Annotated in this window: 27 protein-coding genes and 3 tRNA genes; 17 read left to right on the forward strand and 13 right to left on the reverse strand. The window is 70.6% G+C overall.

The genetic code is table 11. The features are described 5' to 3' along the window. On the reverse strand, positions 1–828 hold the full coding sequence (locus tag N1031_RS10515) for an energy-coupling factor transporter transmembrane component T family protein (protein ID WP_259479584.1): 828 nt from the start codon (positions 826–828) through the stop codon (positions 1–3). Continuing rightward, the gene (locus N1031_RS10520; protein ID WP_259479585.1) at positions 825–2,579 is read right to left on the reverse strand and encodes an ABC transporter ATP-binding protein; all 1,755 of its coding nucleotides are present in this window, start codon (positions 2,577–2,579) and stop codon (positions 825–827) included. The genes N1031_RS10515 and N1031_RS10520 overlap by 4 nt, the downstream gene beginning before the upstream one ends. Before the next feature lie 172 nt (positions 2,580–2,751). Here N1031_RS10520 and N1031_RS10525 point away from each other — a divergent pair, with 172 nt between their 5' ends. Continuing rightward, positions 2,752–4,533, forward strand: a complete 1,782-nt coding sequence (locus N1031_RS10525; RefSeq protein ID WP_259479586.1) for a hypothetical protein — start codon at positions 2,752–2,754, stop codon at positions 4,531–4,533. 28 nt (positions 4,534–4,561) lie between these two features. On the opposite strand, the gene N1031_RS10530 is transcribed toward N1031_RS10525, so the two are convergent. Beyond that, positions 4,562–5,104: an ECF transporter S component gene (locus N1031_RS10530; RefSeq protein ID WP_259479587.1), complete on the reverse strand. Its 543-nt coding sequence runs from the start codon at positions 5,102–5,104 to the stop codon at positions 4,562–4,564. A gap of 75 nt (positions 5,105–5,179) precedes the next feature. On the opposite strand from N1031_RS10530, the gene N1031_RS10535 reads away from it, so the two are divergent. Continuing rightward, positions 5,180–5,698, forward strand: coding sequence for a DUF6609 family protein (locus tag N1031_RS10535; RefSeq protein ID WP_259479588.1), 519 nt, complete (start codon positions 5,180–5,182; stop codon positions 5,696–5,698). A 34-nt stretch (positions 5,699–5,732) separates the two neighbouring features. Here N1031_RS10535 and N1031_RS10540 read toward each other — a convergent pair whose 3' ends face one another. Genes N1031_RS10540 through N1031_RS10550 form a run of 3 tightly spaced genes read right to left on the reverse strand, consistent with a single transcriptional unit; the run spans position 5,733 to position 7,788 of the window. Next, positions 5,733–6,032, reverse strand: a complete 300-nt coding sequence (locus N1031_RS10540; protein WP_259479589.1) for a DUF202 domain-containing protein — start codon at positions 6,030–6,032, stop codon at positions 5,733–5,735. After that, positions 6,029–6,448, reverse strand: a complete 420-nt coding sequence (locus N1031_RS10545; protein ID WP_259479590.1) for a YidH family protein — start codon at positions 6,446–6,448, stop codon at positions 6,029–6,031. Before N1031_RS10545 ends, N1031_RS10540 begins: the two co-directional genes overlap by 4 nt. Positions 6,449–6,495: 47 nt before the next feature. Further along, the gene (locus N1031_RS10550) at positions 6,496–7,788 is read right to left on the reverse strand and encodes an isochorismate synthase (protein WP_259479591.1); all 1,293 of its coding nucleotides are present in this window, start codon (positions 7,786–7,788) and stop codon (positions 6,496–6,498) included. 96 nt (positions 7,789–7,884) lie between these two features. Between N1031_RS10550 and N1031_RS10555 the strand changes: the two genes are divergently transcribed. From N1031_RS10555 to N1031_RS10565, 3 genes are all read left to right on the forward strand, one after another. Further along, on the forward strand, positions 7,885–8,649 hold the full coding sequence (locus tag N1031_RS10555) for a class I SAM-dependent methyltransferase (protein WP_259479592.1): 765 nt from the start codon (positions 7,885–7,887) through the stop codon (positions 8,647–8,649). A gap of 4 nt (positions 8,650–8,653) precedes the next feature. Then, on the forward strand, positions 8,654–9,715 hold the full coding sequence (locus N1031_RS10560; RefSeq protein WP_259479593.1) for a polyprenyl synthetase family protein: 1,062 nt from the start codon (positions 8,654–8,656) through the stop codon (positions 9,713–9,715). A gap of 120 nt (positions 9,716–9,835) precedes the next feature. After that, entirely contained in the window at positions 9,836–11,194 is a 1,359-nt protein-coding gene (locus N1031_RS10565; protein ID WP_259479594.1) for an FAD-dependent oxidoreductase, read from the forward strand. Between the two features lie 105 nt (positions 11,195–11,299). On the opposite strand, the gene N1031_RS10570 is transcribed toward N1031_RS10565, so the two are convergent. Then, on the reverse strand, positions 11,300–12,250 hold the full coding sequence (locus tag N1031_RS10570) for a DMT family transporter (protein ID WP_259479595.1): 951 nt from the start codon (positions 12,248–12,250) through the stop codon (positions 11,300–11,302). On the opposite strand from N1031_RS10570, the gene N1031_RS10575 reads away from it, so the two are divergent. Together N1031_RS10575 and N1031_RS10580 are read left to right on the forward strand one after the other, a co-directional pair. Then, positions 12,249–13,685, forward strand: coding sequence for an aminotransferase-like domain-containing protein (locus tag N1031_RS10575; RefSeq protein ID WP_259479596.1), 1,437 nt, complete (start codon positions 12,249–12,251; stop codon positions 13,683–13,685). The two genes, N1031_RS10570 and N1031_RS10575, sit on opposite strands and share 2 nt — an antisense overlap. 52 nt (positions 13,686–13,737) lie before the next feature. After that, positions 13,738–15,108 (forward strand): FAD-binding oxidoreductase, encoded by a 1,371-nt coding sequence (locus N1031_RS10580; RefSeq protein WP_259479597.1) that lies wholly within the window; start codon positions 13,738–13,740, stop codon positions 15,106–15,108. 41 nt (positions 15,109–15,149) lie between these two features. Here N1031_RS10580 and N1031_RS10585 read toward each other — a convergent pair whose 3' ends face one another. Both N1031_RS10585 and N1031_RS10590 read right to left on the reverse strand, forming a co-directional pair. Continuing rightward, positions 15,150–15,821: an NUDIX domain-containing protein gene (locus N1031_RS10585; RefSeq protein ID WP_259479598.1), complete on the reverse strand. Its 672-nt coding sequence runs from the start codon at positions 15,819–15,821 to the stop codon at positions 15,150–15,152. Then, positions 15,818–16,306: a YajQ family cyclic di-GMP-binding protein gene (locus N1031_RS10590; RefSeq protein WP_259479599.1), complete on the reverse strand. Its 489-nt coding sequence runs from the start codon at positions 16,304–16,306 to the stop codon at positions 15,818–15,820. Before N1031_RS10590 ends, N1031_RS10585 begins: the two co-directional genes overlap by 4 nt. An 82-nt stretch (positions 16,307–16,388) precedes the next feature. Here N1031_RS10590 and N1031_RS10595 point away from each other — a divergent pair, with 82 nt between their 5' ends. The 4 genes from N1031_RS10595 (at position 16,389) to N1031_RS10610 (ending at position 18,087) form a co-directional block, all read left to right on the forward strand. Beyond that, positions 16,389–16,655 carry a type II toxin-antitoxin system Phd/YefM family antitoxin gene (locus N1031_RS10595; RefSeq protein WP_259479600.1) on the forward strand — a complete coding sequence of 89 codons (267 nt, stop codon included), beginning with the start codon at positions 16,389–16,391 and terminating at the stop codon, positions 16,653–16,655. Further along, positions 16,652–17,035, forward strand: coding sequence for a type II toxin-antitoxin system VapC family toxin (locus tag N1031_RS10600; protein ID WP_259479601.1), 384 nt, complete (start codon positions 16,652–16,654; stop codon positions 17,033–17,035). The genes N1031_RS10595 and N1031_RS10600 overlap by 4 nt, the downstream gene beginning before the upstream one ends. Positions 17,036–17,101: 66 nt before the next feature. Beyond that, a complete protein-coding gene (locus N1031_RS10605; protein WP_310795681.1) occupies positions 17,102–17,917 on the forward strand; it encodes a lytic transglycosylase domain-containing protein in 816 nt (271 codons plus the stop codon). A gap of 85 nt (positions 17,918–18,002) precedes the next feature. Then, a tRNA-Tyr gene (locus tag N1031_RS10610) sits at positions 18,003–18,087 on the forward strand. A 50-nt stretch (positions 18,088–18,137) separates the two neighbouring features. On the opposite strand, the gene N1031_RS10615 is transcribed toward N1031_RS10610, so the two are convergent. Further along, the gene (locus N1031_RS10615; RefSeq protein WP_259479602.1) at positions 18,138–19,322 is read right to left on the reverse strand and encodes an IS481 family transposase; all 1,185 of its coding nucleotides are present in this window, start codon (positions 19,320–19,322) and stop codon (positions 18,138–18,140) included. 103 nt (positions 19,323–19,425) lie between these two features. On the opposite strand from N1031_RS10615, the gene N1031_RS10620 reads away from it, so the two are divergent. Further along, complete coding sequence (locus N1031_RS10620) at positions 19,426–20,253, forward strand: inositol monophosphatase family protein (RefSeq protein ID WP_259479603.1); 828 nt, start codon at positions 19,426–19,428, stop codon at positions 20,251–20,253. 240 nt (positions 20,254–20,493) lie between these two features. Further along, a complete protein-coding gene (locus N1031_RS10625; protein ID WP_259479604.1) occupies positions 20,494–21,993 on the forward strand; it encodes a peptidoglycan DD-metalloendopeptidase family protein in 1,500 nt (499 codons plus the stop codon). A gap of 60 nt (positions 21,994–22,053) precedes the next feature. Here the strand turns inward: N1031_RS10625 and N1031_RS10630 are convergent, their stop codons facing one another. Continuing rightward, the gene (locus tag N1031_RS10630) at positions 22,054–23,781 is read right to left on the reverse strand and encodes a glycoside hydrolase family 13 protein (protein ID WP_259479605.1); all 1,728 of its coding nucleotides are present in this window, start codon (positions 23,779–23,781) and stop codon (positions 22,054–22,056) included. A gap of 93 nt (positions 23,782–23,874) precedes the next feature. Between N1031_RS10630 and N1031_RS10635 the strand changes: the two genes are divergently transcribed. Continuing rightward, positions 23,875–23,946: transfer RNA gene (locus N1031_RS10635), tRNA-Thr, on the forward strand. A 56-nt stretch (positions 23,947–24,002) separates the two neighbouring features. Then, positions 24,003–24,076 (forward strand) — tRNA-Met (locus tag N1031_RS10640). 84 nt (positions 24,077–24,160) lie between these two features. Here N1031_RS10640 and N1031_RS10645 read toward each other — a convergent pair. Further along, a complete protein-coding gene (locus tag N1031_RS10645; protein WP_259479606.1) occupies positions 24,161–25,144 on the reverse strand; it encodes a site-specific integrase in 984 nt (327 codons plus the stop codon). A gap of 193 nt (positions 25,145–25,337) precedes the next feature. Beyond that, complete coding sequence (locus N1031_RS10650; RefSeq protein ID WP_259479607.1) at positions 25,338–25,904, reverse strand: helix-turn-helix domain-containing protein; 567 nt, start codon at positions 25,902–25,904, stop codon at positions 25,338–25,340. A gap of 24 nt (positions 25,905–25,928) precedes the next feature. Here N1031_RS10650 and N1031_RS10655 point away from each other — a divergent pair, with 24 nt between their 5' ends. Both N1031_RS10655 and N1031_RS10660 read left to right on the forward strand, forming a co-directional pair. Continuing rightward, entirely contained in the window at positions 25,929–26,387 is a 459-nt protein-coding gene (locus N1031_RS10655; protein WP_259479608.1) for a hypothetical protein, read from the forward strand. A gap of 163 nt (positions 26,388–26,550) precedes the next feature. Next, positions 26,551–26,871 (forward strand): MmyB family transcriptional regulator, encoded by a 321-nt coding sequence (locus tag N1031_RS10660; protein ID WP_259479609.1) that lies wholly within the window; start codon positions 26,551–26,553, stop codon positions 26,869–26,871. The last annotated feature ends 48 nt before the right edge of the window (positions 26,872–26,919 follow it).

A 26,919-nucleotide genomic window follows, 5' to 3' on the forward strand; every position in this document is an offset into this window, starting at 1 on the left:
TCAGCGGGGGAGGACGGCCCCCGCGACGAGGATCGCCGCCGTCGCGGCCCAGAACGCGAGCATGAACACCCAGTCGCGTGCCCGGAACGGCACGAGGTGCCGCTCGGTGCGCGTCGGATGCGCCCCGAAGGCGCGGGAGTCCATCGCGAGCGCCACCCGTTCGGCGTGCCGGAGCGCGCCCGCGAGCAGCGGCACCACATAGCCCAGCCAGCGTCGCACGGCCGCGACAGGTCCGCGGCCCGTCGACACGCCGCGCACCCGGTGCGCCTGCCGGATGACATCGAGCTCGTGCCCGAACCGCGGCACGAAACGGTACGCGGCGAGCGCCGTGTACCCGAGCCGGTAGGGCACCCGCAGCTGCTGCACCATCGCCCGCACGAGATCGGGGCCCGTCGACGTGAGCCCCGCGAGCAGCGAGAGCACGAGGATGCCCCCCAGCCGCAGAGCGGTCGCCGCCCCGGCCGTGAGTGCCCCGAGCGTGTAGTCGAAAGAGCCGATCGCGAACAGCACGGGCGTGCCCTCTGTTCGGGAGGGCGCGGTCCAGAGACCGATGCTGAAGGCGAGCACTGCCGAGAGCGCCGGCAGCACCACGAACAGGCCGAGCGCCGCCCGCCCGCTCAGCTTTGCACCGACGAGCAGCAGCAGATAGGCGAGCGCGATGAACGCGAGCGGCACCGCGAGATCGCGGGTGAAGACAAGCGCGATCATCGCGGGCAGCGGCGCGGCGATCTTCGCGAGCGGGTTGAGGCGGTGCAGGAAGCGGAGGGCCCCGTGGTCGACACGATCCGCATACGGGTCGACTCGGGCCGCCCGCGCCGCGAGGCTCACGATCCCGCTCCGGATGCGCGTAGTGCGGTGGGGATGTCGCCGAGGCGGGTCACGCCGTGCCAGGCCGGGTGCGCGGCGGCCCGGAAGGCGCGCGCGAGCGGCGGCGGCTGCAACCCCGAGGCGACGAGCGCGTCAGACGCGAGCACCGCAGCCGTCTCCCCGAAGGCCGCGATGCGGCCGCCGTCGAGCACGGCCACGTGGGTCGCGTGGTCGGCCACGAGCTGCAGGTCGTGCGTCACCACGAGCACCGTCGTGCCTTCGGAGTGCAAGCCGCTGAGGATATCGAGCAGCTCGGCGGCACGCTCCCTGTCCTGCCCGAAGGTGGGTTCGTCGAGGGCGAGCACCGGTGCGCCCGCGATGAGTGCGGTACCCACCGAGAGCCGCCGCTTCTGTCCGCCCGAGAGGAGGAACGGATGCACGTCGCGCGCGGCCTCGAGGCCGAAGCGTTCGAGCATCCGGTCGACCCGGTCGGCCACCTCGTCGGGGGAGAGTCGCTGCCGCTCGAGACTCTGCGCCAGCTCGTCGGCGACGGTGCCCCGCACGAACTGGTGCTCGGGGTTCTGGAAGACGAACCCGACTGCGCGGGCGAGGGTGCCCACGTCGGCGCGTGCGGGGTCGAGACCGAGGAGGTCGACGCGGCCGCGCGGCGGTGCGATCACTCCCGCGATCGACTGCAGCAGCGTCGTCTTCCCCGCTCCGTTAGTGCCGACCAGGGCGACGAACGCCCCGCGCGGAACATCGAGGTCGACGCCGTGGAGCACCTCGGTGCGCCCACGGTGCACGGTGAGGTCGCGCACGCGCACGGCGAGCTCGTGCCCCGGTGCGAACTGAGGTGGGGTGGTCGATGCGCCGGAGCGGACGGTGCCCTCGGGCGCCGGCACCGGGGCGGTGGGCGCGGGGAGGGAGTCGACGAGGGCGGTGAGCTCGACCGGGGTGAGCGGCAGTTCGGCGACGGGGTGGCCGGCGTCGCGCATCCGGAGCCCTGCCAGGGTGGCGGCGGGCAGCCACACCCCGAGGGCGAGCAGCTCGCCCACGTGGTCGCGCAGGACGGTGCGGGCGGGGCCGTCGAAGCGGAGGCGCCCGGAGCGGTCGAGCACGACGACGCGGTCGACCAGGGTCATCGCGGCGTCGAGGTTGTGCTCGATCAGCACGAGCGCGTGCCCACCGCGTGCCACCAGGTCGGCGAGAGTGGTGTACACCTCGTCGATGCCGCGCGGGTCGAGGTTGGCGGTGGGCTCGTCGAGCACGATGAGCGGAGTGCGCAGGGCCAGCGCGCAGGCCAGCGCGAGTCGCTGGCGGCCCCCGCCCGAGAGGCGATCGGGGTTCTCGTCGCGGCGCTGCCACAGGCCGACCTGCGTGAGGGCCGCCTCGGCGCGGGCGAGCACCTCGGCCACGGGGAGCCCCAGGTTCTCGGGGCCGAAGCACACCTCGTCGAGGACGGTGCCCGTCACGATCTGCGCGTCGGGGTCTTGGAACACCATCGACACGCTCTCGCTGAGTCGCGCCACGGTGGTGTCGGTCGTGGCGATGCCGTCGACCCTCACGGTGCCCTCCAGCTCGGCGGGCACCGCGTGCGGCACCAGGCCGTTCAGTGCCAGTGCGAGAGTCGATTTGCCGCTGCCCGACGGGCCGAGCACGAGCACGACCTCGCCCGAGTGCACCGCGAAGCCCACCTCATCCGGGGTGAACGCCGTCGCGCCCTCGTGGCGGATGCGCACCGACTCCAGCTGCAGCAGCGGCGAGTCGGTCATGGCACCAGCTTAGGTAAGGCTCGCCATGCATCGCTCCGCGGATCATGCACTCTCATGGAGATGTCGACACGGCACTGGCATCTCCCAGGTGCCGCTTGTTATGGTTTTGTGATTGAAACGGTTCGCCCGACCCTAGGGGCCGCCGTCCAGCTCGACCCGGAAGCCCGAACGCTTGACTCACCCCGACTCGCCCTCCGACGCCTCGTCGTCGACCCCGGCGAATCGCGAAGGCGCTCCGGCTCCCGTCACCCGCCGGCGTCTCCGCGACGAGCGCGCGGCCGCCGAACTGCTGGCCCAGGCAGGAGCCGCGGGTGGAGAACCGGTGTCGCAGGCGCAGTCGCCGGCTCCGGATGCGCGACCGCTCACCCGCCGCGAGCTCCGCGAACAGCAGCTGCGCCGCGAACTCGAGCTGCGCGCCGAGGAGATCGCGACTCTCGAGATCGCGCCCCTCGACTCAGCCGCCCTCGAACCGCAGCTCGAGCTCCCGCTGATCGAGGCGGAGCCCGCCTCCGACCCGCTCGCCCCGCCTCCTCCGCTCCAGGTGCTCCCCTCGCGCCGCACCCTCCGCGCGGCGCCCGCCCCTGACACTGTGGGCGAGGCCGTCGTCGAGGTCGAGGCCGGTGCCACCGTCTCCCCGTCACTTGCGACGGAGACCGAGACGGTCGCCTCGCGCCGGGATGCCGGTACCGACTCTGCTGCTGCAGGTGGACGTCGCGCGCGGCGAGCCCCCCAAGCCCCGACCGGCGCCGAGCGCACGGTCGCGGAGCACGAGGTGCCGCCCCGAGCCGAGGCCGAAGCCGAGGTCATCCGCGCCGATCTCGCCGCTGCCGCGGGCTTCTCGATCGGCCTCTCGCCGGCCGTCGCCCCCTCCACCCAGGCGGCCGCGGCCATCGCGCCCCCCTCCGCACCCGCAGCCATCGCGTCCACCTCCGCACCCGCATCCTCTGCAACCGACGTGGTCGTCGATTCCCGCGCCTCGGCCGCCGACGTCGTCGTGCGCGACGCCACCGCAGTCCCCAGCCGCCGCAGCCGCACCTCGGTTCGTCGTTCGCCGGCACGCCGGGGCTGGCGCGGTCTCGTGGCGCGCGGGCCCGCGTCGACCGGTCCCGATTCCGCACGGGGATCCGCCGAGAACGGCGGCAAAGGCGGCACCCGCCGCGGCTGGGCGAAGGCCGGCGTGAGCGCCGTGGCGATGGCCTTCGTGCTCGGCATCACCGCCGTCACGGCCCTGCCCAGCACGGTCTCGGCGAGCCCGATGGACTCGAACCTGGTGAACCTCAGCCTCACGGCCAACGCCGGCGGCGACACGCAGCAGCTCATCACCTCCGACGCCGCGGCCAGCACCGCCATCGACCGCGACGGCTACGCGGTCGCCGACGTGGGCGAGCTGCAGGCGGCCGGCTACTCCACCGCCCAGCTGCTCGTTGGCCGCTCGCTCGCCCAGGAGCTCGTGAACGCGATGGACGCCGGCAAGCTGGTCGGGTCGCAGCCCGACCACATGAAGGAGATCCGCTGGATCGCCGAGGGCGTCACCGTGCCCGACTGCGGTGTCGACTACCGCATCCTCGAGATCATCGCGATCGCCGTGCGCAACTTCGACCAGGTGGGCGTGAGTGACATCAACCGCAAATGCACCGGGCAGCTCGAGGGTGCCGGCACGAGCTCGTCGCACTACATCGACGGCGGCGGCCACGCGGTCGACTTCTACCTGCTCGACAACAAGAGCCTCAACGGCTACGACTCCGGCACGCTCAAGCTCATCAGCCTGCTCGACCCGGTCATGCCGGTGGGCTCCCGAGTGGGTCAGGCGGGCTGCCGCGCCTCGGCCGGCGTCTCGGTGCAGCTCACCAACTGGACCGAGTTCGACGATAGCTGCACCCACATGCACGTCGACGTGCCGGTGACGGATGCGCCCCTGCTGCTCGCCGACTCGTCACTGCTCAGCTCGCAGTAGTCACCGCAGCCCGCGCATCCGGCCCCCGTCAGCGCCGCGCGAGCCCCCGCCCGACCCCCGCGGCCGCCAGCGCCCGGGCGAGCGCGAGACCGAGCAGCGTGAACACGATCGGCGACACGAACGACCCCGCCAGTAGGATCACCGCCCCCATCACGTCGAGGTCGTGCGACCCCACGAGCCGGTACATGCCGAAGGCGAGGATCACGCCCGACACCGCGGCCCCCACGAGGAACAACCACGTGCGCCACACCCGGTAGCGCGCGATGAGGAACGGGATCTCCTGCACCGCACCGATCGCGGCCGCGATGAGGGCGGCCCCGAACCCGAGCGGCTGGAACGCCGCCGACACGAGCCCCGACAGCACCGCCACGAGCAACGCCACCCCACCGCGCCGGAACAGCGCCTGCGCGATGACCCCCGGCACGAAGTACACCCCGAGGGTGAGCCCGTAGAGCATCGGCACCACCGCGTTCACCGTGCCCCCGACGTAGGAATTCACGATGAACAGCAGCCCTCCGGCCACCCCGATCGCCGCGCAGCTGAGCAGTAGCCGAGTGCTCGTGTTCTTCATCAGCCCTCCGGCCCCAGTCTACGCGCGCCGATCGGGGGTCACGGATCGTCGCGGGTTCCCCGTAGGGTCGGTGGCATGGCCTGGCTCACCGACCTCCACGTGCTGTTCCCCCTCATGCGTGGTGGCGGGGCGTTCCTCGTGCTCATCGGGCTCGGCATCGTGGTGGGCGCCTTCGGCGGGCGTCGCTGGCGCACGGTGTGCCTGATCGTGGGGGCCGGGCTCGGCGTGGCGGCGATGGCGGTGGGAGGGGCGACGAAGCTCATCTTCGCGGGCCTGCCCTACCCGCCGGTGTGGCAGTGGGTCGTGCTCGGGATCGCCTTCGCCGTGGAGTTCTGGCTGGTGAGCGTGGTGGTGCGCCGGTACCCCGATGTGGAGTCGCGGCAATTCTGGATGGGCATCCTGTTCATCGTGGGCGCCCACTTCCTCCTGCTCACCCCGTCGCATGGACCCGTGTGCGGCGTGCTGGCGGTCGCCTGCATGGTGAACGCGGTCATCGGCTTCCGGTCGAGGGCAGATCTCCGGGTGTTCTGGGGCGTCGACGGTGCCCTGAAGGTGGCCGCGGGCAGCGGGATGATCGTGCTCAGTTACGCCTGAGCGACCCGGCGCGAGCGGGATGCGCGTGCCCGGCTCAGAACAGGAAGAGCAGGGCGAGGGTGGCGCCCACGACCGCGGTGACGATGAGCAGCACGGCCATGCGGGTGAGCGGCGTCCACGGCGGCACCTTCTGGCCGCGGGCCGCGCGGCGGCGCACGGCGAAGAGCGATGCCCCCGCACCGACCGCGACCAGCCCGGCGATCGCGGTGCCGATGAGGAACCCGCCGCGCAGGCACGCGAACGCGAGCAGCAGTGCGATGAGCGCGGTCGAGAGTGCGGTGCGCTGCCAGGCGAGCGCCGTGCGTTCGGGCTGCAGCCCCGGGTCGCGCCTCACCGCAGGTCGCCCACGAGCTCGAACACCGCGTACGAGGCCAGCACGAGCCCCAGCACCACGACTCCGCCCACCACCCACGGCAGGGCGGCGGGGGCCGGCAGCGGGCGGTTCTCCCTCAGCGCCCGCTCGGCACGCCGCCAGGAGTACAGGGCGGATGCGGCGAGCGCGCCCCCGGAGAGGCAGGCGACGACCGCGATGACGTCGAGCAGCCACGGCAGGTCGGCGATCGCCGCGAGGGTCGTGAGTGCGACTCCGCCCGCCACGAGCGACAGCCCGGTGCGCACCCACGCGAGTGCGGTGCGCTCGTTGGCGAGGCTGAATCGCACGTCGGGATCGGTGCCGACGCCGTACACCGAGCGCGGGCGCCGCGCGTCGGCATCCGCCTGGTCGTCGCCGCCGTCACGCGAGTCGGTCATACCCGCACTCTAGCCGCAGGCGAAGGGCCGGCGGATGCGGGCGGGGCTCAGCCGAAGGCCTCGACGATCGGCCGGAACTTCATCTTCGTCTCCAGGTACTCGCGCTCCGCATCCGAGTCGGCCACGATCCCGCAGCCGGCGTAGGCGGTGATGTCGCCCTCGTCGTCGACCTGGGCGGAGCGCAGCGCCACGGCCCACTCGCCGTCGCCGTCGGCGCCCACCCAGCCCACGGGCCCGGCGTAGCGGCCGCGGTCGAACGGCTCGAGTTCGGCGATGAGGGCGAGGGCCTCAGGGGTGGGTGTGCCCGCGACGGCGGCGGTCGGATGCAGCGCTCCGATGAGGTCGAGCGACGTCGACCCGTCGGAGAGGGTGCCGACCACGTCGCTGGCGAGGTGCCAGAGGTTCGGAAGCTTGAGGGTGAAGGGCAGATCGCTCGCGACGAGGTTCCGGCTGTGCGGGGCGAGCGCGGTGACGACGCTGGTGACCGCGTAACCGTGTTCGTCGAGGTCTTTGGGCGAGGTGGCGAGGGCGACGGCGCGGTCGTGGTCGCTCTCCGCATCCGGACCCCTCGAGGCGGTGCCGGCCAGCACCCGTGCGCGCACCGTGCCGTGCGAGACGCTCACCAGGGTCTCCGGGCTCGAGCCCACGAAGCCGTCGACGGCGTAGGTCCAGCAGTCGGGGTAGCCGAGCGCGAGGTCCATGAGGGGGCGGCGCAGGTCGGAGCCGGCCGGGAGGTGCCCCACGAGGTCGCGGGCGAGCACGACCTTGCTGAGCTGCTGCGCCGCGATGCGCTCGACGGCGGTGCCGACGGCGTCGCGGAAGGCCTCGGGCGTGAGGGAACCGGGGAAGAGGGTGATGCGGAACTCGGGGCCGAGAGGGCGCGGCGACGGGAGCGCGGGGCCGGCGCCCGTGGCCTGGCTCTGCCCCTGCCTCTGTCCCTGCTCCGGCGACGCGGCCGCCGCATCCGTCACCCGCGTCACCCAGTAGCGGCCATCGCGCTTGCCGATGACGAGCTGCGGAACGATGAGCACGCTCTTCGCGGCGGACTCGTCGGCGAAAGCGAAGCTGCCGAACGCCACCAGACCCGAGCCGGGGAGGGCGACCGGGTCGGTCACGGTCGCACCGGTCACGACGGCCCGCCAGGCCTCGCACGCGTCGGCGATGCGGGTGGGGCCCGAGAACTCCAGTCGCAGTGCCTCGCCGATGCCGGCGATGCCCTGTCCCTTCCTGATCCAGACCAGCGGATGCTGCGGGTCGAGCAGCGGGAGCAGCAGCTTCAGATCGTCGACCGGCGTCGTCTCCACCTGGAGCCGGGCGGCCGGATGCGGTGCGGCGTTCACCCGGCAAGCCTACGCCTCCGCCCGGTGGCCTCGGCCTGGTCCTTCGAAGAGTGCTCTCAGCGCGCGATCACAGGGATCTGAACGTAAACTATCGGGGTGACTAAGGCAGACCTCACCAAACGGCCCGAGCAGGTGTCTGCCATGTTCGACCAGGTGGCGGCCGGATACGACCGCACCAACGCCGTGCTCTCGGTGGGCAACGCCGCGCTCTGGCGGGTGGCCACCACCCGCGCGGTCGATCCGCGGCCCGGCCAGCGCATCCTCGACCTCGCGGCCGGCACCGGCACCTCGAGCGCCTCGCTCGCGGCCAGCGGCGCCCACGTGGTGGCGGCCGACTTCTCGCCCGGCATGATCGAGGTGGGGCGGCGCCAGCGCGCGGGCGTGCCGAACATCGAGTTCGTCGTGGCCGACGGCATGAACCTGCCCTTCGACGACGAGTCGTTCGACGCGGTCACCATCTCGTTCGGCCTGCGCAACATCAGCGACCCCAAGGTGGCCCTGCGTGAGCTGCTGCGGGTCACGAAGCCGGGCGGCCGCATCGTCATCTGTGAGTTCTCCACCCCGGTGAAGCCGCTGCGCGCCGCCTACCGCTGGTACCTGCGCTCGGTGATGCCCGCGCTCGCGAAGGCGGTGTCGTCGAACGACGCGGCCTACGACTACCTGTTCGAGTCGATCGACTCCTGGCCCGATCAGCGCACGCTCGCGGGCTGGCTGCGTGAGGCCGGGTTCGTGAACGTGGGGTACCGCGACCTGACCGCCGGCATCGTGGCGCTGCACCGGGGCACGAAGCCTGCCGCTCCGGCCGTGGCCGAGTCCGCCGCAGCCGAGCCCGCCGTGACTCCGACGGCCGAGAAAAAGTAGTCTGATGACCGTGCCCACCCCCGTTCGCCGCGCCTCCGTGCGCAAGGCGCCGCTCTCGCTCGCCGACAGGCTGTTCTCCACCGGCGACGACCGCCGCACCGCGCGGCTCATCGAAGACGCCATCGACGGACTCGAGGCCCGGCTCGTGGTGGAGACCCGCTTCTCCGCCGGACTCGTCGATGCCGTCGCCCGCTACCTGCTCGACGCGGGCGGCAAGCGGGTGCGCCCCATCCTCGCCTTCCTCACCGCGCAGCTCGGCCAGGGCATCACCGACGAGGTGGTCACCGCGGCCGCGTCGATCGAGCTCACCCACCTCGCCTCGCTCTACCACGACGACGTGATGGACGACGCCGACCAGCGCCGCGGCGTGCCGAGCGCCCAGTACAAATGGGGCAACTCGGTGGCCATCCTCACCGGCGACCTGCTCTTCGCGCGGGCCAGCGCCCTGCTCGCGCAGCTCGGGGAGCGGGCCATCCGCCTGCAGGCCGACACCTTCGAGCGCCTCTGCCTCGGCCAGCTGCAGGAGACCATCGGCCCCGGCCCCGACGACGATCAGGTGGAGCACTACCTGCGCGTGCTCTCCGACAAGACCGGCTCGCTCATCGCCGCCTCGGCCCAGCTCGGAGTAATCTTCTCGGGAGCCGACAGCCGCTACGAGCAGCCGGTGCGCGAGTTCGGCGAGAAGGTGGGCATCGCCTTCCAGCTCGTCGACGACGTGATCGATATCGCGCCGAGCGACGACGACTCGGGCAAGACGCCCGGCACCGACATCCGCGCCGGCGTGGCCACGCTGCCCGTGCTCTACCTGCGCACCGAGGCCGAGACGGATGCGGAGGCCGCGTCGCTGCTCGCCCGCCTCACCCCCGAGGCGCTCGCCGCCGCGGGGGAGGAGGGGTCGAACGAGACGATCCGGCTGCTCCGCGAGCACGCCGTGACCCGGCGCACGAACGACGAGGCCCGCCGCTACGCGCGTGAGGCGATCGCCGCTCTCGACCCGCTGCCGTCGGGCACCGTGAAGAAGACCCTTGTCCGCTTCGCCGAGACGGTGGTCGACCGCACGAACTGACGGCGCGCTGCCACCCGCATCCTCGCCTGCCACCGCCCGCATTCCCACCGCCTGCATCCCGCCCGCCCCTGACCGCCCGGCCGCGCTCGACCGGCCACCCCCATCCGAAGGAACCACACCGTGACCAAGCTCCGCCTGGCCATCGTCGGAGCCGGCCCCGCCGGCATCTACGCCGCAGACCTGCTCGTGAAGGCCGAACGCCACTTCGACGTGTCGATCGACCTGTTCGAGCAGCTGCCCGCCCCCTACGGACTCGTGCGCTACGGCGTGGCCCCCGACCACCCGCGCATCAAGGGCATCATCACGGCGCTCCGCGAGGTGCTCGACTCGGGCGTCATCCGCTTCTTCGGCAACGTGCGCTACGGCGTCGACATCACGCTCGACGACCTCAAGAAGCACTACAACGCCGTCATCTTCGCCACCGGCGCCATCGGCGACGCCTCGCTCGATATCCCCGGCATCGACGCGGAGGGCTCGTATGGCGCGGCCGACTTCGTGAGCTGGTTCGACGGCCACCCCGACGTGCCGCGCACCTGGCCGCTCGAGGCCGAGTCGGTGGCCGTGATCGGCAACGGCAACGTGGCGCTCGACATCTCGCGCATCCTGGCCAAGCACGCCGACGACCTGCTGGTCACCGAGATCCCACAGAACGTCTACGAGGGGCTCAAGGCCTCGCCGGTCACCGACGTGCACGTGTTCGGCCGCCGCGGGCCCGCGCAGGTGAAGTTCACCCCGCTCGAGCTGCGCGAGCTCGGCGAGATGAACGACGTCGACATGATCGTCTACGACGAGGACTTCGAGCTCGACGAGGCCTCGAAGTCCGCGATCGAGTCGAACAAGCAGGTGTTCGTCATCAATAAGGTGCTCAACCAGTGGCGCGAGCGGGAGGTGGGGGCGGCGTCGCGGAGGTTGCACCTGCACTTCTACGCCAAGCCGCTCGAGCTGGTGGCGGATGAGTCGGGTCACGTCTCCGAGTTCCGCTGGGAGCGCACGCGGCCCGATGGCGCGGGCGGCGTGGTGGGCACGGGTGAGATCCGCTCGGTTCCCGTGCAGGCGCTCTACCGCGCCATCGGGTACTTCGGGTCGCCGCTGGACGGCATTCCGTTCGACGAGCGGCACGGCGTCATCCCGAACCACGAGGGGCAGGCGCTCGACGACCACAACGAGGTCATCCCCGGCGTGTACGCCACGGGCTGGATCAAGCGCGGCCCTGTCGGCCTCATCGGGCACACCAAGTCCGACGCCATGGAGACCATCTCGCACCTGGTGCGCGACCAGGCGAGCTGGTGGAGCCCCGCCGAGCCCGCCGAGGAGTCGGTGCCGGCGCTGCTCGACTCGCGCGGCGTGCAGTTCACCGACATCGAGGGCTGGCACAAGCTCGACGCCCACGAGCTCGCCCTCGGCGAGGCGGATGCGCACCCCCGCACCCGCGTGAAGGTCGTGCCCCGCGACGAGATGATCGCCATCTCCCGCGCCTGACCCTGAGCCGCGTCCCTTCACCACCGGGCGTCGAGTAGGCGCAATTAGTCGCTTCCTGCGCTGGAAGCGACTGATTGCGCCCACTCGTGCGAGACGGGGGCAGGGTCAGCGGCGCACGCGGGCGCGCACGGCGAGGGTGGCGCAGGCGACGACGGCGAGGGCGCCCACGAGGGTGGCTGGGGTGAGCTGCTCGCCGAGCAGCAGGGCGGCCCACAGGATGCTCAGCACGGGCTGCACGAGCTGGATCTGGCTGATCGAGGCGATCGGCCCGATGGCGAGGCCCCGGTACCAGGCGAAGAAGCCGAGGAACATGCTCACGCCGGCGAGATAGGCGAACGCGAGCCAGCCGTCCACCCCGGCGGTCGGCGGATGCGCGGCGACTCCCACCGCGGTGAGCGCCAGCATGAGCGGCGAGGCCGCCACGAGCGCCCAGCAGATCACCTGCCAGGAGCCGATCTCGCGAGCGAGCAGCGCGCCCTCCGCGTAGCCGACCGCGGCGGCGACCACGGCGCCGAGCAGCAGCAGGTCGGAGAGGTGCACGCCGCCGAACCCTCCCGAGGTCACGACGGTGAAGCCGATCACCGCGGCGGCGCCCGCCGCCGAGGCCACCCAGAACAGCAGGCCCGGCCGCTCGCGCCCGCGCAGCACCGCCACGACGGCGGTGGCCGCGGGGAGCAGGCCGATGACCACGGCTCCGTGCGAGGCTGGCGCGGTCTGCAGCGCGAACGAGGTGAGGAACGGGAACCCGACCACCACACCGGCCGCCACCACGAGCAGTCGCAGCCAGAGGCGCCGTGACGGGATGCGGCTGCGCGTCACCGCGAGAACGACGGCGCCCAGCGCGGCGGCGACCACGGCACGGCCCGCGCCGACCACGAGCGGGTCGATGCCGGTGACCGCGATACGCGTGAAGGGGAGGGTGAACGAGAAGGCCAGCACCCCGAGAAAGCCCCAGAGAGCTCCGTCGAGTCTGCGTGGCGACGCTGCTCTCTCGCCAAGCTGCGAACCGGGTAGCGCAGGCACGGAGATCGCAGTAGCGCTATCGTTGTCTCTCATGACCGATAGTAGCAGTTCGGCTCATCGCATCGTGGAAGCCCTGCGCGCCGACATCGCCGGTCTGCGTGGCGGAGCACGCCTCGCGCCCACGCGCGCCCTCGTCGAACGCTTCTCGGCGAGCCCCGTCACCGTGCAGCAGGCGCTCCGGATGCTCGTGCGCGAGGGCCTGGTGGAGTCACGACCCGGGGCGGGCACCTTCGTGCGCCCCGCCCGCCCGGCCCCACGCGTCGACTACGGCTGGCAGACCGCGGCCCTCGGCCCTCGCCGGCCGGGCGGCGGCGAGGTGGGATCGACCCTGCAGACGCCCCCGGCCGACGCCATCGCGTTGCACAGCGGCTATCCCGTCGACGACCTGCTGCCCGTGCGCCAGGTGCAGTCGGCGCTCGCGAGGGCCGCCCGCACCCGGGCCGCCCTCGATCGCCCGCCCGCCGCCGGGCTGCCCGAGCTGCGATCGTGGTTCGCCGAGGAGGCGGCGGGTCTCGCCCCGGCCGGCGGAGTCGCCCCCACCGCCGCCGACGTCACGATCATGCCGGGTGGCCAGAGCGCCCTGTCGTCGGTGTTCCGCGCGCTGGCCTGGCCCGGCGAGGCCGTCGTGATGGAGTCTCCCGGCTACTGGGGTGCGATCGCCGCCGCCCGCCAGGCGGGGCTCGTCGTGGTGCCGGTGCCCCGCGTCGACGGTGCGGTCGACCCGCTCGTGCTCTCCGAGGCCCTCGAGCGCTCGCGGGCGCGCCTGTTCTACGCCATGCCGCACTTCGCCAACCCCACGGGCACGAGCTGGTCGCCGGCCGTGGCCGCCGAATTGCTCGAGGTGGTGAGGCTCCACGGGGCCTTCCTGGTGGAGGACGACTGGGCGCACGACTTCGCGCTAGACGCCCCCGTGCATCCGGTCGTCGCCCGCGACGTGGACGGCCACGTGGTCTCGGTGCGATCGCTCACCAAGAGCGTGTCGCCGGCCGTGCGCATCGCCGGCGTGATTGCGCGAGGGCCCGCGCGGGAGCGCATCGCGACCGATCGGGTGCTGGAGGGCCTCTACGTGAGCGGGGTGCTGCAGGCGGCCGCGCTCGACGTGGTGTCGGCGCCGGCCTGGACGGTGCACCTGCGGCGCATGCAGGAGCAGTTACGCGCGCGACGCGACGCGCTGGCCGGGTTCGTCGACGAGCTGCTGCCGCCCGGCACCCTCACGGCGCTGCCACGCGGTGGCTTGAACCTGTGGCTGCGGCTGCCCGCGGCGACGGATGCGGAGGAGTACACCGCCGCGTGCGCCCGGGCCGGCGTGATGGTGTCGCCCGGCGCGGAGTGGTTCCCGGCGGAGCCGCCCGCCCCGCACGTGCGCCTCAACTACTCGGGCCCCGACCCCTCGCGCTTTGGCGAGGCGGTCGCGACGATGGCGGCCGTGCTCGCCGCCCGCGGCACGGCGGGATTGCGCGAAGATTGACGGCCGCGCCGCTCTCTTCCGGCCGTCGGAGGCCCTCGCTACTGTTCCAGGCATGACCTTCTCCGATGACACCCTCCGCTCCCTCGCCGCCGCGGTCGAGGGCCCCGTCTTCGTGCGCGGCGACGCCGGACTGGTCGCCGAGGTGGCGGCGCACAACACCGCCGTGGCCCACGACCCCGAGATCGCGGTCGGTGCCGCCTCCGAGGCCGACGTCGAGGCCGCGGTGCGCTTCGCAGCCGCGGCCGGGCTGCCGGTGCGGGTGCTCGCCACCGGCCACGGCTCCTTCGCGCCGGTGACCGACGGACTGCTCGTCACGACGCGGCGGCTCGACACCCTCGAGCTCGATCCGGCGGCCCGCGTCGCCCGGGTCGGCGCCGGCCTCCGCTGGAAGCCCGTGGTGGCGGCTGCTGCCGAGCACGGCCTGGCGCCCATCACGGGGTCCAGCGACAGCGTGGGCGTGGTGGGCTACCTCACCGGCGGTGGGCTGGGCCCGCTCGCGCGCACCTTCGGGTTCTCGTCCGACTTCGTGCGTTCGCTGCGGGTGGTGACCGCCTCGGGCGAGGCCGTGACCGCGAGCGCGTCATCGCATCCCGAGCTGTTCTGGGCGCTGCGCGGGGGCAAGGCGGGGTTCGGCGTGGTGACCTCCGTCGAGCTCGAGCTCGTGCCGCTCGAGACCTTCTTCGGGGGCTCGCTGTTCTTCGACGCCGAGCACATCGAGTCGGTGCTGCGCGCCTGGGCGGCATTCACGACGGATGCGCCGGAGGAGGCCACGAGCTCGGTGGCCGTGCTGCGGTTTCCGCCGTTCGAGTTCATCCCCGAGCCCCTGCGCGGCAAGACGGTCGTGTCGCTGCGCTTCGCCTACGTCGGCGACCCGGAGGAGGGCGAACGGGTGTTCGCGCCTCTGCGCGCCGCTGCGCCCGCGTTGCTCGGCCGGGTCGGCGTGATGCCGGCCGCCGACATCGCCCTGGTGCACAGCGACCCGACCGGCCCCGGCCCCATCTGGGATCGAGGGATGCTGCTTTCGTCGATCGACTCCGCGTTCGTCGACACGTTCCTCGACGTGTTCGGTGCCGACCGCGAGGTGCCGTTCGTGGCGGCGGAGCTCCGCCACCTGGGCGGCGCCACCTCCCGCGATGTGCCCGAGGGCAGCGCCGTCGGCGGGCGCGACGGCGCCTTCACCCTGGTGATGATCGGTGCCCCCGACCCCTCGCTGTTCACCACGGTGCTCCCGCACGTGGCCGACGGCATCACCGCCCGTCTGGCCCCCTGGGTCTCGCCGTCCACCACCATCAACTTCGCAGGCGACCTCTCCGTGCCCGGCTCGTTCGAAGCCGCCTGGCCAGCGGAGGTGTTCGAGCGTCTGGCGCGCATCCGTCGCCAGTACGACCCGGCGGTGCTCTTCCCGTATCCGCCGGCCCGCTGAGCGGCGAGCGGCTGTGCGGCGAGGGGCCCGAGCACCGTGGACTATCGCGCGAACGGGCCCCGCAGCACCGCCCACTGCAGCAGCATGATGGTCTTCGCGTCGATGATGTCGTCGCCGATGCGGGCGATCGCGTCGTCGATGCCGAGCTCCACCACCTCGGTGTCCTCACCCTCGTGAGCGAGACCGGCGCGCGCGGAGACGCCGGTGCCTCCGTCGTAGGGCGCGGCATAGAAGTAGAGCTTCTCGGTGACCGATCCGGGGCTCATGTAGGCGTCGAAGAGGTGCTGCACCTCACCCACCTCGTACCCGGTCTCCTCGTGGGCCTCGCGACGGATGGCGGCCTCGGGGGCGTCGTCGTCGAGCAGGCCGCCCGGCACCTCGAGCAGCATGCCGTCGGGATGCTCGTTGACGTAGGCGGGGTAGCGGAACTGGCGGATGAGCAGCACGGTGCGCCGGGCCGGGTCGTAGAGCAGCACGGTGGCGCCGTTGCCGCGGTCGTGGGTCTCGCGCTCCTCGGTCGACCAGTGGCCGTCGCTGTGCTGGAACTCGAACACGGTGCGCCGGTTGACGTACCAGCTCGACGACAGCAGCTGCACCTCGGTGATGAGCACCCGGGGGTTGCCGGCAAGGTCGAGGCCGGTGCGGTGGAGGCCCGTGCGGCCGCGGCGGTCGGGCACCTCCGCGCCCGGGCGGCCTTCGGGGGCGTCGCTCACCGGAAGTTGATGAACTGCAGTGCCACGTCGAGGTCGGCGCCCTTGAGCAGCGCCATGGTGGACTGCAGGTCGTCGCGGCTCTTCGACGACACCCGCAGCTCGTCGCCCTGGATCTGCGACTTCACGCTCTTGGGCGCCTCGTCGCGGATGAGCTTGTTGATCTTCTTCGCGTCGTCCTGCGCGATGCCGTTCTTCATCGACGCCTCGATGCGGAACTCCTTGCCGCTCGGGAACGGCTCGCCCGCATCCAGCGACCGCAGTGAGATGCCGCGCTTGATGAGCTTCGACTCGAACACCTCGAGGATGGCCTTCACGCGCTCCTCGGAGGAGGCCTTCATGAGGACCTTCTCGCCGCTCCACTCGATGGAGGCGCCGACGTTCTTGAAGTCGTAGCGCTGCGCGACCTCTTTCTGGGCCTGGTTGAGGGCGTTGTCGGCCTCCATCTTGTCGACCTTGCTGACCACGTCAAACGATGAATCTGCCATCCCTCCACAGTACCCGTTCACCCACTGGTGAGGCGGGCTCATGATGGCTATCATGCTGGCTAGATCGCGGGGGAGAAACGCTATGGAGAGATACGACGTGCTGTACACGCGCAACCACCTGTCGAAGCTGCTCGCCCGGGCCGAGGCCGGCGAGACCATCGAGATCACGCGGCGGGGCAAGCCCATCGCGCGGCTCGGCCCCATTCCTGAACCCGAGAAGAAGTGGACAGCGAAGGAGGCGCTCGAGTGGCTCGAGGCCCATCCCATCCCGCCCCATCTGCGCAAGACGCCCGAAGAATTCGACGCCATGCTGCGCGATCTCCGTGACCTCCGCGAGGAGGAGCGGTGATCTACGCCGACACGAACACGCTCGTCTACCTCGTCGAGAACTTCACGCCCACGGGCGATGCGGTGCGACGCCGCTTCGCGGAGTGGTCGGCAGACGTGGCCGTGAGTCCGCTCGTGGAGCTCGAGTGCAAGATCCTGCCGCTCCGCCGTGGCGACGACCTGCTCGTGCGCCGTTACGAGCGGCTGATCGAAGGGCTCCACATGCTCGACATTCCGGCGGAGGCCTTCGAACAAGCGACCCGCCTGCGAGCGCATCACCGGCTGTCGACCCTCGACGCGATCCATCTCGCCACCGCGCAGCACCACGTGTGCGACGCGTTCTGGACGCATGACGACCGATTACGCGCCGCCGCAGGGGGGATGGCGATCGAGACGCTCTGACGGTCGGCGGGAGGCACCGCCGGGCGGGCTGTCAGGGGCGCGTGGTTGGCTGGGGGCATGGGAGCGATGGCCGGGAAGCGGCACCGGCGGGGTGCGGCGCTCGCCGCGGGGGCGGGTGTCGTCGCTCTGGCGGCAGGGCTGAGCGGATGCACGGGGCCGGGTGGTGAAGACGGCGGGCCCGACGCCACGTTCGCGGTCTTCGCAGAGGCGCCCCGCGCATCCGGAGTCGCGGAAGGCGCCTTCGACGGCGACGAACCTGGGGGCAGCGCACCCCTGGCGGCGCTCGCCGACCCCGGCTGGCTCGACCGCACCGCCGAGGCCACCGGCATCCCGCGCCGCGCGCTGCAGGGCTACGCGGGGGCTGCCCTGGTGCTCGCCGAGCAGCAGCCGGACTGCCGCGTGGGCTGGAACACGCTCGCCGGCATCGGCTGGGTGGAGTCGCACCACGGCACGATCTTCGGCGGCAGCATCCAGCCCGACGGCCGGACCAGCGACCTCATCATAGGGGTGGCGCTCGACGGCCAGGGCTTCCAGGAGATCGCCGACACCGACGGGGGAGCCGTCGACGGCGACACCGAGTGGGACCGCGCCGTGGGTCCGATGCAGTTCGTGCCCGCCACCTGGGCCGCGTGGGCGACGGAGGGCAACGGCGACGGTGTGCCCGACATCCACAACATCGACGACGCCTCGCTGTCGGCGGCCGAGTACCTCTGCTACTCGGGTCGCGACGACGGCGGACTCGGCACGGAGGCCGGCTGGCGGGCCGCGATCGCGGCCTACAACGAATCGCCCGCCTACCTCGACGAGGTGCTCGAGTATGCGAACCGCTACGCCGAGGAGTCCGCCGCCGCCTCGGCCGATCCCACGCCCGCGGCGGGCTGACGAGGCGATTTCGCGGAGCGGGCTCGCGCGGGTATCCTTGTCCAGCGCCTTCGGTTGTGTTGTCGAACGTGGTCGGGTGCGCCTCGGCGGGTTACCCAAGTGGCCAAAGGGATCTGACTGTAAATCAGACTGCTTCGCATTCGGGGGTTCGAATCCCTCACCCGCCACCAGTGTCTTGAGTCGCGTCATAGGCGACATGTGAGTCGCGTGATAGGCGACTTCAGGAGAAGGAGCCCGGCCATCGGCCGGGCTCTTTTTGTGTGTTGCGCCAGTAGGTCTTGTGGGGGTCGATCTGGTTGGTGGCGATGATCTCGCCGGTGTGTTGGTGGATGACGGTGATGGTGGTGTTGTCGGCGATCAGGAGGACGGGTGCGCCGTGGTGGGCGGCGCCGACGCCGAGGTGGTGCATGCGGCCGGCGCGGCGGAAGCTGATCTTGCCGTTGGTGCCGACGTGGTCGTAGCGGATGCGGTAGTGGGTGGTGTCGGGTTCGGTGCCGGCGGGTGATGCTTTGGGTGTTTTGGTGTAGGCGGTGGCGGGTGTGGTTCCTCGGGCGCGGTGTGGTCGGCGGGTGTTGTAGTAGTCGTGGAATGTGTCGAGTTGGTGTTGCAGCTCGGTGAGGGTTTCTGCTCGGGGGTGGGCGTTGAGCCACTGTTTCAGGGTTTGGTGGAATCGTTCGATTTTTCCTTGGGTCTGGGGGTGGTTGGGGGCGCCGTTCTTCTGGTGGATGCCTCGTGCGGCGAGGACGTATTCGAATTCGTTCCGGGCGCCTGAGTGGCGGGCGGTATAGACGCGGCCGTTATCGGTGAGTGTCGACGCGGGCGCCCCGAACGTGTCGATGCAGGCGAGGAAGGTGGTGACGACGTGGCGGCCGGTCACCGGTTGGTGGGCGGTGCAGGACAACAGGAATCGGGAGTGATCGTCGAGCCAGTTCAGGATCTCGACGTCGGAGCCGTCTGCGAGTCGCCAGTGGGTGAAGTCGGACTGCCAGGTCTCGTTGGGTTGAGCGGCTTCGAACCGGACGTAGGAGCTCCGGGGTCGTTTCCGGGGTTCGGGGGTGATCAGCCCGGCGTGGTGGAGGATGCGGCGGATCGTGGATGTCGATGGTGGGGTGAGTCCCTCGTCACGGAGGTGCCAGGCGATGGTGACTGGTCCGGCATCCGCGCCCGCGGCGGTCAGGGTGCGGCGTAGGTGCACGATGCGGTCGCGGATCCGGTCGGTGACCTTGTGGGGGCTGGTGTGTGGGGCTCTGGAGCGGGGGTCGAGTGCGTCGAGGCCCTCGTCGCGGTAGCGGGCGAGGAGTTTGTGGAGGTATTGGCGGCTGATCCCGTGCTCGGCTGCTGCCGCGGTCACGGAGAGTTCCCCGGCTACGATCTTCAACACCACGACTTTGTGCTTCGACGACATGCACCACTGTCGCCTATGACCCGACTCAGGTGACGCCTATCACCTGTCGCCTATGTCCTGAACCCAGACACCTCACCCGCCACCAGAGAACGGATCCCCGCTCATGACCGACGCCCCGGCCGACCTGCTCGCCATCGCCCGCACGATCGCCGTCGAAGCCGGTGAGCTCATCGCCCGCCGTCGCGCCGAGGGCGTGACCGTCGCGGCGTCGAAGTCCTCGCCCGAAGACGTCGTGACCTTCGCCGACCGCGAGTCGGAGGACTTCATCCGCGCCCGCCTGGCCGAGTTGCGGCACGGCGACGGCTTCCTCGGCGAGGAGTCCGCGGGCATAACGCCGAGCAGCACCGGCATCACCTGGGTTGTCGACCCCATCGACGGCACGGTCAACTACCTCTACAACATCCCCGCTTATGCGGTCAGCATCGCCGCCGTGCAGGGCGACCCCGACCCCGAGCGCTGGACCACGCTCGCCGGCGTCGTGGTCAACCCCGTGCTCGGCGAGGTGTTCACGGCGAGCCTCGGCGGCGGCGCGTTCCTCGGCGAGCGCAAGCTGGCCGTGAATGCAGACGTGCCGCTGGCCTCGGCCCTGGTCGGCACCGGCTTCGCCTACAGCGCCGAGCTGCGCGTGAAGCAGGGCCGGTTCGTCACCGGTCTGGTGGAGAAGGTCCGCGACATCCGGCGGGCGGGCTCTGCGGCGCTCGACCTGTGCTCCGTCGCCGCGGGCCGGCTCGACGCCTACGCCGAGCGGGGCCTCAACCCGTGGGACCACGCGGCCGGCGCCCTCATCGCCAGGGAGGCGGGCGCGCAGGTCGGCGGTCTCGACGGCGGCGCGGAGGGGCTTACGCTCACCTTCGCCGCGCATCCGTCGCTCGCGGCCGAGCTCGCACCGCTCGTGTGGGCCCTCCACCGCGAGGCGGGCCTCCCGCTCTGATCTCTCGCGACACTCCGCGCTCGCGCAGGATTGTTGCGTCGGGTGGCTTTTGGATGAGGCCGTCGGTACCCTTGACGGAGCCGCCGACTCGCTTACCCCGAGTCAACCCGACGCACGGAGACACCCGAACACTTGGCACGAACGACCCCACGCCCGGATGACGAGTCATCCCCCCGCGAGGTCGCTGGTTCGACGACGCACCACGATCCCTCCACACTGCCTTCCCGGCGCAGCCTGCGCGTGACCTCGCAGGCGAGCCCGGATGTGCGGGGTGCGGATGCGGGTGCAGCCGCGGATGCGCCGGTCACGCCGCCTGAGGCGGTCATGCCGCCGAAGCGCGGTCGTCGTGCAGGGGTCGCTGAATCCGCCGAAGCCCCTGTCGCGGAGGGCGCCCCGATCGCCGAGGGCAAGCCCGCTCCCGTTCAGCGGGGGAGGCGTGCCGGCGCGCCCGAGCCGGTGCGGAGCGGCCGCCGGGCGGGTGCGGCCGAGCCGGAGACCGTCGTGGTGGCCGAGGCGCCCGCAAAGCGTCCTGGGCGCAGGTCTGCCGTGGTGGAGGGCGCGACCGCCGCTGCCGTGGAGGCGTCTGCGCCGAGCCGCCCCGCCACCGTCGTGGCCGCGAGCTCGGTCGTGGCACCGCGCCCGCACGCGCAGCGTTCTCCGCGGCGCGGTGCGGCTGCCGGCAACGACGACACGCCCCGTGAGTCGGCGGGGCGTGTGGCGCGCTCCGAAAGCACGTCCCCGGTCGCGATGACCCCGGTCGAGATCGCCTCGGTCGCGATCACCTCCGTACCGGTGCCCCCCACCGCCCCCGAGAAGCCGGTCTCCCGGCGCACCCTCCGCGCCGCGCTCGATCCGATGGTCGACGTTGCCGAGCCGACGTCGTCCGCGGCTCACAGCTCCGCGCCCGCCACCACTCGCGCCGCGACTCGCGCATCCGCCCGCGCCGCCGCGACCCGCACCAGTGACCCCGCCGCCTCGGCCGACGCGCCGACCCGCAGCGCCTCGTCGGGGCGCCGTTCGCGCCGCGGCGACATCGCCAAGGGCGCGTTCAGCGTCGTGGCCATGCTCTTCGCCACCGGTATCGCGGTCGCCACCACCATGCCGGCGACGGCGTTCCACGCGGCGAGCGCCGCCTCGAGCGTGAGCCTCGCCTCCGAGGTCACCACCGTCGACGCCCCCGGCACCGGCCAGGAGCTCACCACAAGCGCCGACTCCGCGACCTCGAGCGTCGTGCGCGACGGCTACGGCGTGCGCGACGTGGCCGCACTGCGCGCCGCCGGCTACCGCATCGCCGACACCTTCACCAACAACCCGAACGGGGCCATCCAGTGGCCCTTCCCGGTGGGTGTGCCGATCAGCGACTACTTCGGCGCCCGCGAGTCGCCCGGCGGCATCGGCAGCACCGACCACAAGGGGGTCGACTTCACCCCGGGTCAGGGCACGCCCATCCAGGCGGTCGCCGACGGCGTCGTGAGCCTCGTGCAGCGCTCCGACAACGGCGGACTCGGCGTCTACGTGACGGTCGACCACGTGGTGAACGGGCAGCCGGTCACGAGCGTCTACGGCCACATGCTCACGGGCTCGATCGAGGTCGAGGTCGGTCAGGTCGTGAAGGTCGCCCAGACCCTCGGCCGGGTCGGCAACACGGGAACCTCGACGGGTGCGCACCTGCACCTCGAGATCCACCTCGACGGCACCCCCGTCGACCCCTACGCCTGGCTCCAGGCGAACGCGGTCTGACACCCGCTCACACGGCAGCGGTGGGGCTGCGGGATGCGCACCGCGCGCATCCCGCAGCCGTCACGCCAGCCAGATGGCGGTGTCGGCGGGGAGGGCGGCCTCGTGCAGGGGCGCCGAGGTGAGCAACACCTCGCCCGGGCCTTCGGCCGGCAGTTCCACGGGGGTCGAACCGAGGTTCGCGATGACGGTGACGCCGTTGGTGCGGAACGCGATGACGTCGTCGCCGTATCCCGGCAGCCACTCGAGCTCGCCGGTGCCGAGCGAGTGGCCGGCGCGCAGGGCGAGCGCGCGCTTGTAGAGCTCGAGCGTCGAGTCGGCGTCGCCCTCCTGCGAGGCGCGGGCGTAGCCGTCCCAATCGGCGGGCTGCGGCAGCCACGAGGCGGTCGAGCCGACGGGGCCGAACCCGTAGGTGCTCACGCCGGGCTCCCACGGGATGGGCACGCGGCAGCCGTCACGCCCGTAGCGCTCGCCGTTGGTGCGGAACCAGGTCGGGTCTTGCCGGGCGGAGTCGGGCAGGTCGATGGCCTCGGGCAGGCCGAGCTCCTCGCCCTGGTAGATGTAGGCGCCGCCGGGAAGGGCGAGCATGACGGCGGTCGCCGCGCGGGCGCGCCGCAGCCCCACCACCGGGTCGGGCAGTCCGGGCGACTTCGGGCCGATGCCGTCGCCCTGCAGGTTCTCGGCCGTGAGCGCCAGGCGCGAGGCGTGCCGCACCACGTCGTGGTTGGAGAGCACCCAGGTGGAGGGCGCACCGACCGTCGCGAACGCGGCGATCGAGGTGTCGATCACGGTGCGCAGCTCGCCGGCGTGCCAGCCCGCCGAGAGGTAGGTGAAGTTGAAGGCCTGCTGCATCTCGTCGGGGCGCACCCAGCGGGCGAGCTTCGTGAGCGGCTCCACCCAGGCCTCGGCGCAGAGCACGCGGTCGCCCTCGTACTGCTCGAGCACCTCGTGCCAGCTGCGGTAGATCTCGTGCACGCCGTCCTGCGCCCAGTAGGGAGGAGTGGGCGGGTCGGCGCTCGCGTCGGCGTCGATCTCGGGCTCGAGGCCCACCACGCCGCCGCCCATGCTGCCGGAGCCCTCCGGAGGCGTGTAGTCGGGTAGCCCGGCCTCCTTGATGAGGCCGTGGGCCACATCCACGCGGAACCCGTCGACGCCACGGTCGAGCCAGAAGCGCAGCACGCCGATGAACTGCTCGCGCACCCACGGGTTCTCCCAATCGAGATCGGGCTGGCTGCGGTCGAAAAGGTGCAGGTACCACTGGCCGGGGGTGCCGTCGGGGTTCGTGACGCGCTCCCAGGCGGGGCCGCCGAACACCGACTCCCAGTTGTTGGGCGCCTCGTCACCGTTCGGGCCCTTGCCGTCGCGGAAGATGTAGCGGGCGCGCTCGGGGCTGCCGGGGGCGGCGGCGAGGGCCTCCTTGAACCAGACGTGGTCCCAGCTGGTGTGGTTCGGAACCAGGTCGACGATCACGCGGATGCCGAGGGCGTGGGACTTGTCGAGCATCGCGTCGAAGTCGGCGAGGGTGCCGAACAGCGGATCGACGTCGCAGTAGTCGGCCACGTCGTAGCCGGCGTCATGCTGCGGGCTCGTCATGAAGGGCGACAGCCAGATGGCGTCGACGCCGAGTTCGGACAGCGACTCGAGGCGAGCGGTGATGCCCGGCAGGTCGCCGATGCCGTCGCCGTTCGAGTCGGAGAAGGAGCGCGGGTAGATCTGGTAGATGACGGCGGAACGCCACCACTCGCCGCCGGTGGCGACGAGCGTCTCGGCGGGCTGGGTCTCGATAGTCATGACGAGAACTCTAACGAACACAGGGGTGGCGAATCTCGCCCCCGGAGGGTGCTATCCTCGACTGGTGCCAAAAGCCGCCCAGCGGCCGAACGCGCCCCCTTAGCTCATTGGTAGAGCACTTCCTTGGTAAGGAAGAGGTAGTGGGTCCGATTCCCACAGGGGGCTCCGACTCCGGAGGAGCTCTGCTCCACCCGGAGCCTGCGCCCCTAGCAGGGGCACGTGGCGGGATAGCTCAGTTGGTTAGAGCACACGGCTCATAATCGTGGGGTCGCGGGTTCAAGTCCCGCTCCCGCTACGAAAACCCCCGAGATCTCGCCATCTCGGGGGTTTTTGCGTGGGGCAATTTCGCCGTACCCCGCATTAACCCCGCACTTTGAAATCACTTGACGATCGATTCCAAGGCGCGCGCTGCACGAACTCCGCCTGTGTTCTTCGCCATATAAACGTCCTGTGTCAGGGACGGATTGGCGTGCCCGAGGTACTCAGCGATCTCGCGGGCGGAGAGGCCCGCGCTATCGAGTGCAGTTGCGACCGTCTTCCGGAAGCTGTGTGTTGTGACCGTCGGATACCCAAGTCGTTCGCGGGCATCCCTCCAGTCTCTTGATGTGTTCCGAGGGTCGCGAATGTTTCCTCGGATCGTGGGGAACACCAAGTCGAATTCGTTATGGATCTTGAAATTGACTCGCCGGTCTCGAAGACGGTCGACGAGCGACTCTGGGATGCTGATGGTTCGCATCCCCGCTCGTGTCTTAACGTGATCCTGAATCAGGACGCCGTGCCCATTCGCTCTGACGACGTTGGCGCTGATCGTTACAGTTCCTGCGCTGAAGTCGATCGCCGACCATTTTACGGCGAGCACCTCACCTAGTCGGCATCCGGTCGCAGCGAGAAACTCAATGACGTCGATCTCGTCGAGTTCCGCGAGACGCTGGTCGCCACGTACCGCGGAGAGCAAGCCAGCAAGATCGTCAATGGGAATCGCTTCGGCACCCTTTCGGTGACGCTCGATGTTCCCGATCTCGCGAACTGGATTCACCCGAACTGCATCGGCCCGAGCGGCCATACCCATCATGCCCGAAAGCACTGCTCGGCAAGCCTTGGCTGCACCCGGGCCGTTCTTCACAGACACCGATCGAACGAACTGGTCGAGGCGCTCGGTGGTCGCATCGGTGACCGACAGAGACCCAATTTTCGGCTTGATGTGGTGCGCGATGGTCTGACGATAAGTGTCGATCGTGCGTGGTGCTCGATTCGCCTTCGATGCAAGGAATCGGTCTGCCAGTTCGCTGAGTCTCGTCTCGCGGCTCACAGAGGTTGTCGTGGCGACTTGCGCGGATACCAGTGCAAGCTTGAGGGCCGTCATGGCCTTGGGCCTCGATGGCGCGAATCGCTCGATCTGTCGCAGCTGCCCATCTTCGAATCGGTATCGCGTTCGTGCACGCCACAGGCCCGGACGAACCTGTGCGTATGAAAATACGCCGCTACTGCCAATTGGTATCCGCGGGCGAACCATCACTCACCTTCCCATCCGAACAAACTTCCGCGTTGTGCTCGACTCACGTCCCAAGTGTCCATTGGGCGGATCCAAGCAGGGTCTCTATCCGCTTGGCCTCGCGTCGAGCCTCCTCAAGTCGTGCATGAGTAGAACGCGCGAATCGTTCATCATCATCACCTTGCAGTTCGAGCATTGCTTCATACCTCGTGATCTCGGAGCGCAGTGCATGCAAGGTACGAAGCGCCTGTAGTTCGGCGGTTGCGTTGCGTTCCTCGATCGACAGAGAGTGGTAAGCGCCGGCTTCGATTCCACTCAGCCAGGCATCAAACTCGACCGCGGTCATGCCTTCGAAGGACTCGCTGAGGTTAGGCAGATCAATTTCCGCGCTTGGAGTGCGGATGGGGGCTAGTAGATAGATCGGGGGCACCCGCAATGCCCTCGCGATATTGAGCAGCTGGCTGACATCAACGTTCGTCTTTCGGCCGGATTCGATGTTCTCGATCGTTGCCAATGAGACGTTGCCGCCCGGGATGGCTTCAGCGAGATCCCTCTGAGTCCGAAAGCCACGCTCTCGCCGAAGCGCCCTGATCCGTTCTCCAAGCGAAGACATCGGCGAAGTGTCTGTCATTTCGACAGACTATCGCATTCGAGGTTGTCAAAACGACTGCTAATAGTTACTGTCATTGAGATCCGGTGGATCGCCCAAGGCCAGGCCGTGCCCGACTGCGGCGTCGATGTCCGCATCCTCCAGGTGCTTGTCCTCGCCCTGCAGGTCTTCGACCAAGTCGGGGTGTCCGACATCAACAGGAAATGCACCGGCCAGATCGAAGGCGCTGGCACCGCCTCCTCCCACTACTTCAACGGCGGTGGGCTCGCCGTCGACTTCTACCGCCTCAACGGACAAGGCGTCACCGGCGCCGACGGAAACTCCATCCGACTCATCACCGCCCTCGACCCCGTCATGCCCGCAGGTGCCCGCGTCGGCCAAGTCGCCTGTCGTGCCGAAGCCGGAATCACGATCAGCACCAGCCACTTCACCCAATTCGACGACACCTGCAACCACCTCCACATCGACGTCGGATTCACCGACGGCCAACTCTCCGCCCGATGACCAGATCCAGAAGCAGAGCGCCGTTGTTCGTCGCAGGCACCGCTCAGCTCGCTTATGACCAGCATTGCCGCCAGCCTCGTTACGACAGTAGCCAGCACCTGCCGCGTTGGGTGGTCCTGTGAGGAGCACGCCGCCTCTCGCGCGTGACCGTAGCGTCTGCACAGTGAGCACCTTTCAGCACGATGAGAGCCGACGAAGTGAGCTGAAATCGCTCGTGGAGTCCCTGACTTCTCATCCCGCTTTTGTCTACGACAAGCACATGAATGTGGTTGAGTCCAATCAGTTGGCCAGGGAGGTGGCAGCAGGCTTCACGGCGGGCAGCAATCTCGTGAGGACTGCGTTTTTCTCAGCTGCTGCCCATGCGAGCCCTGAAGATCTTGCGATCGGGCGCGCCCAGCTTGTGGCGCTCCTGAGGAAGTCACTGCTGCGGAATGCTGAAGACGGGCGCTACCTAGACCTTATTGGGGAGCTAGCGCGTGTCTGACAAAGTTCGAGTCCAGGCGATGACGGCGTTGAGGACGACCGCAGCGCG

It is taken from the genome of Herbiconiux moechotypicola (assembly GCF_024979255.1).
Taxonomy (GTDB): Bacteria; Actinomycetota; Actinomycetes; order Actinomycetales; family Microbacteriaceae; genus Herbiconiux; species Herbiconiux moechotypicola.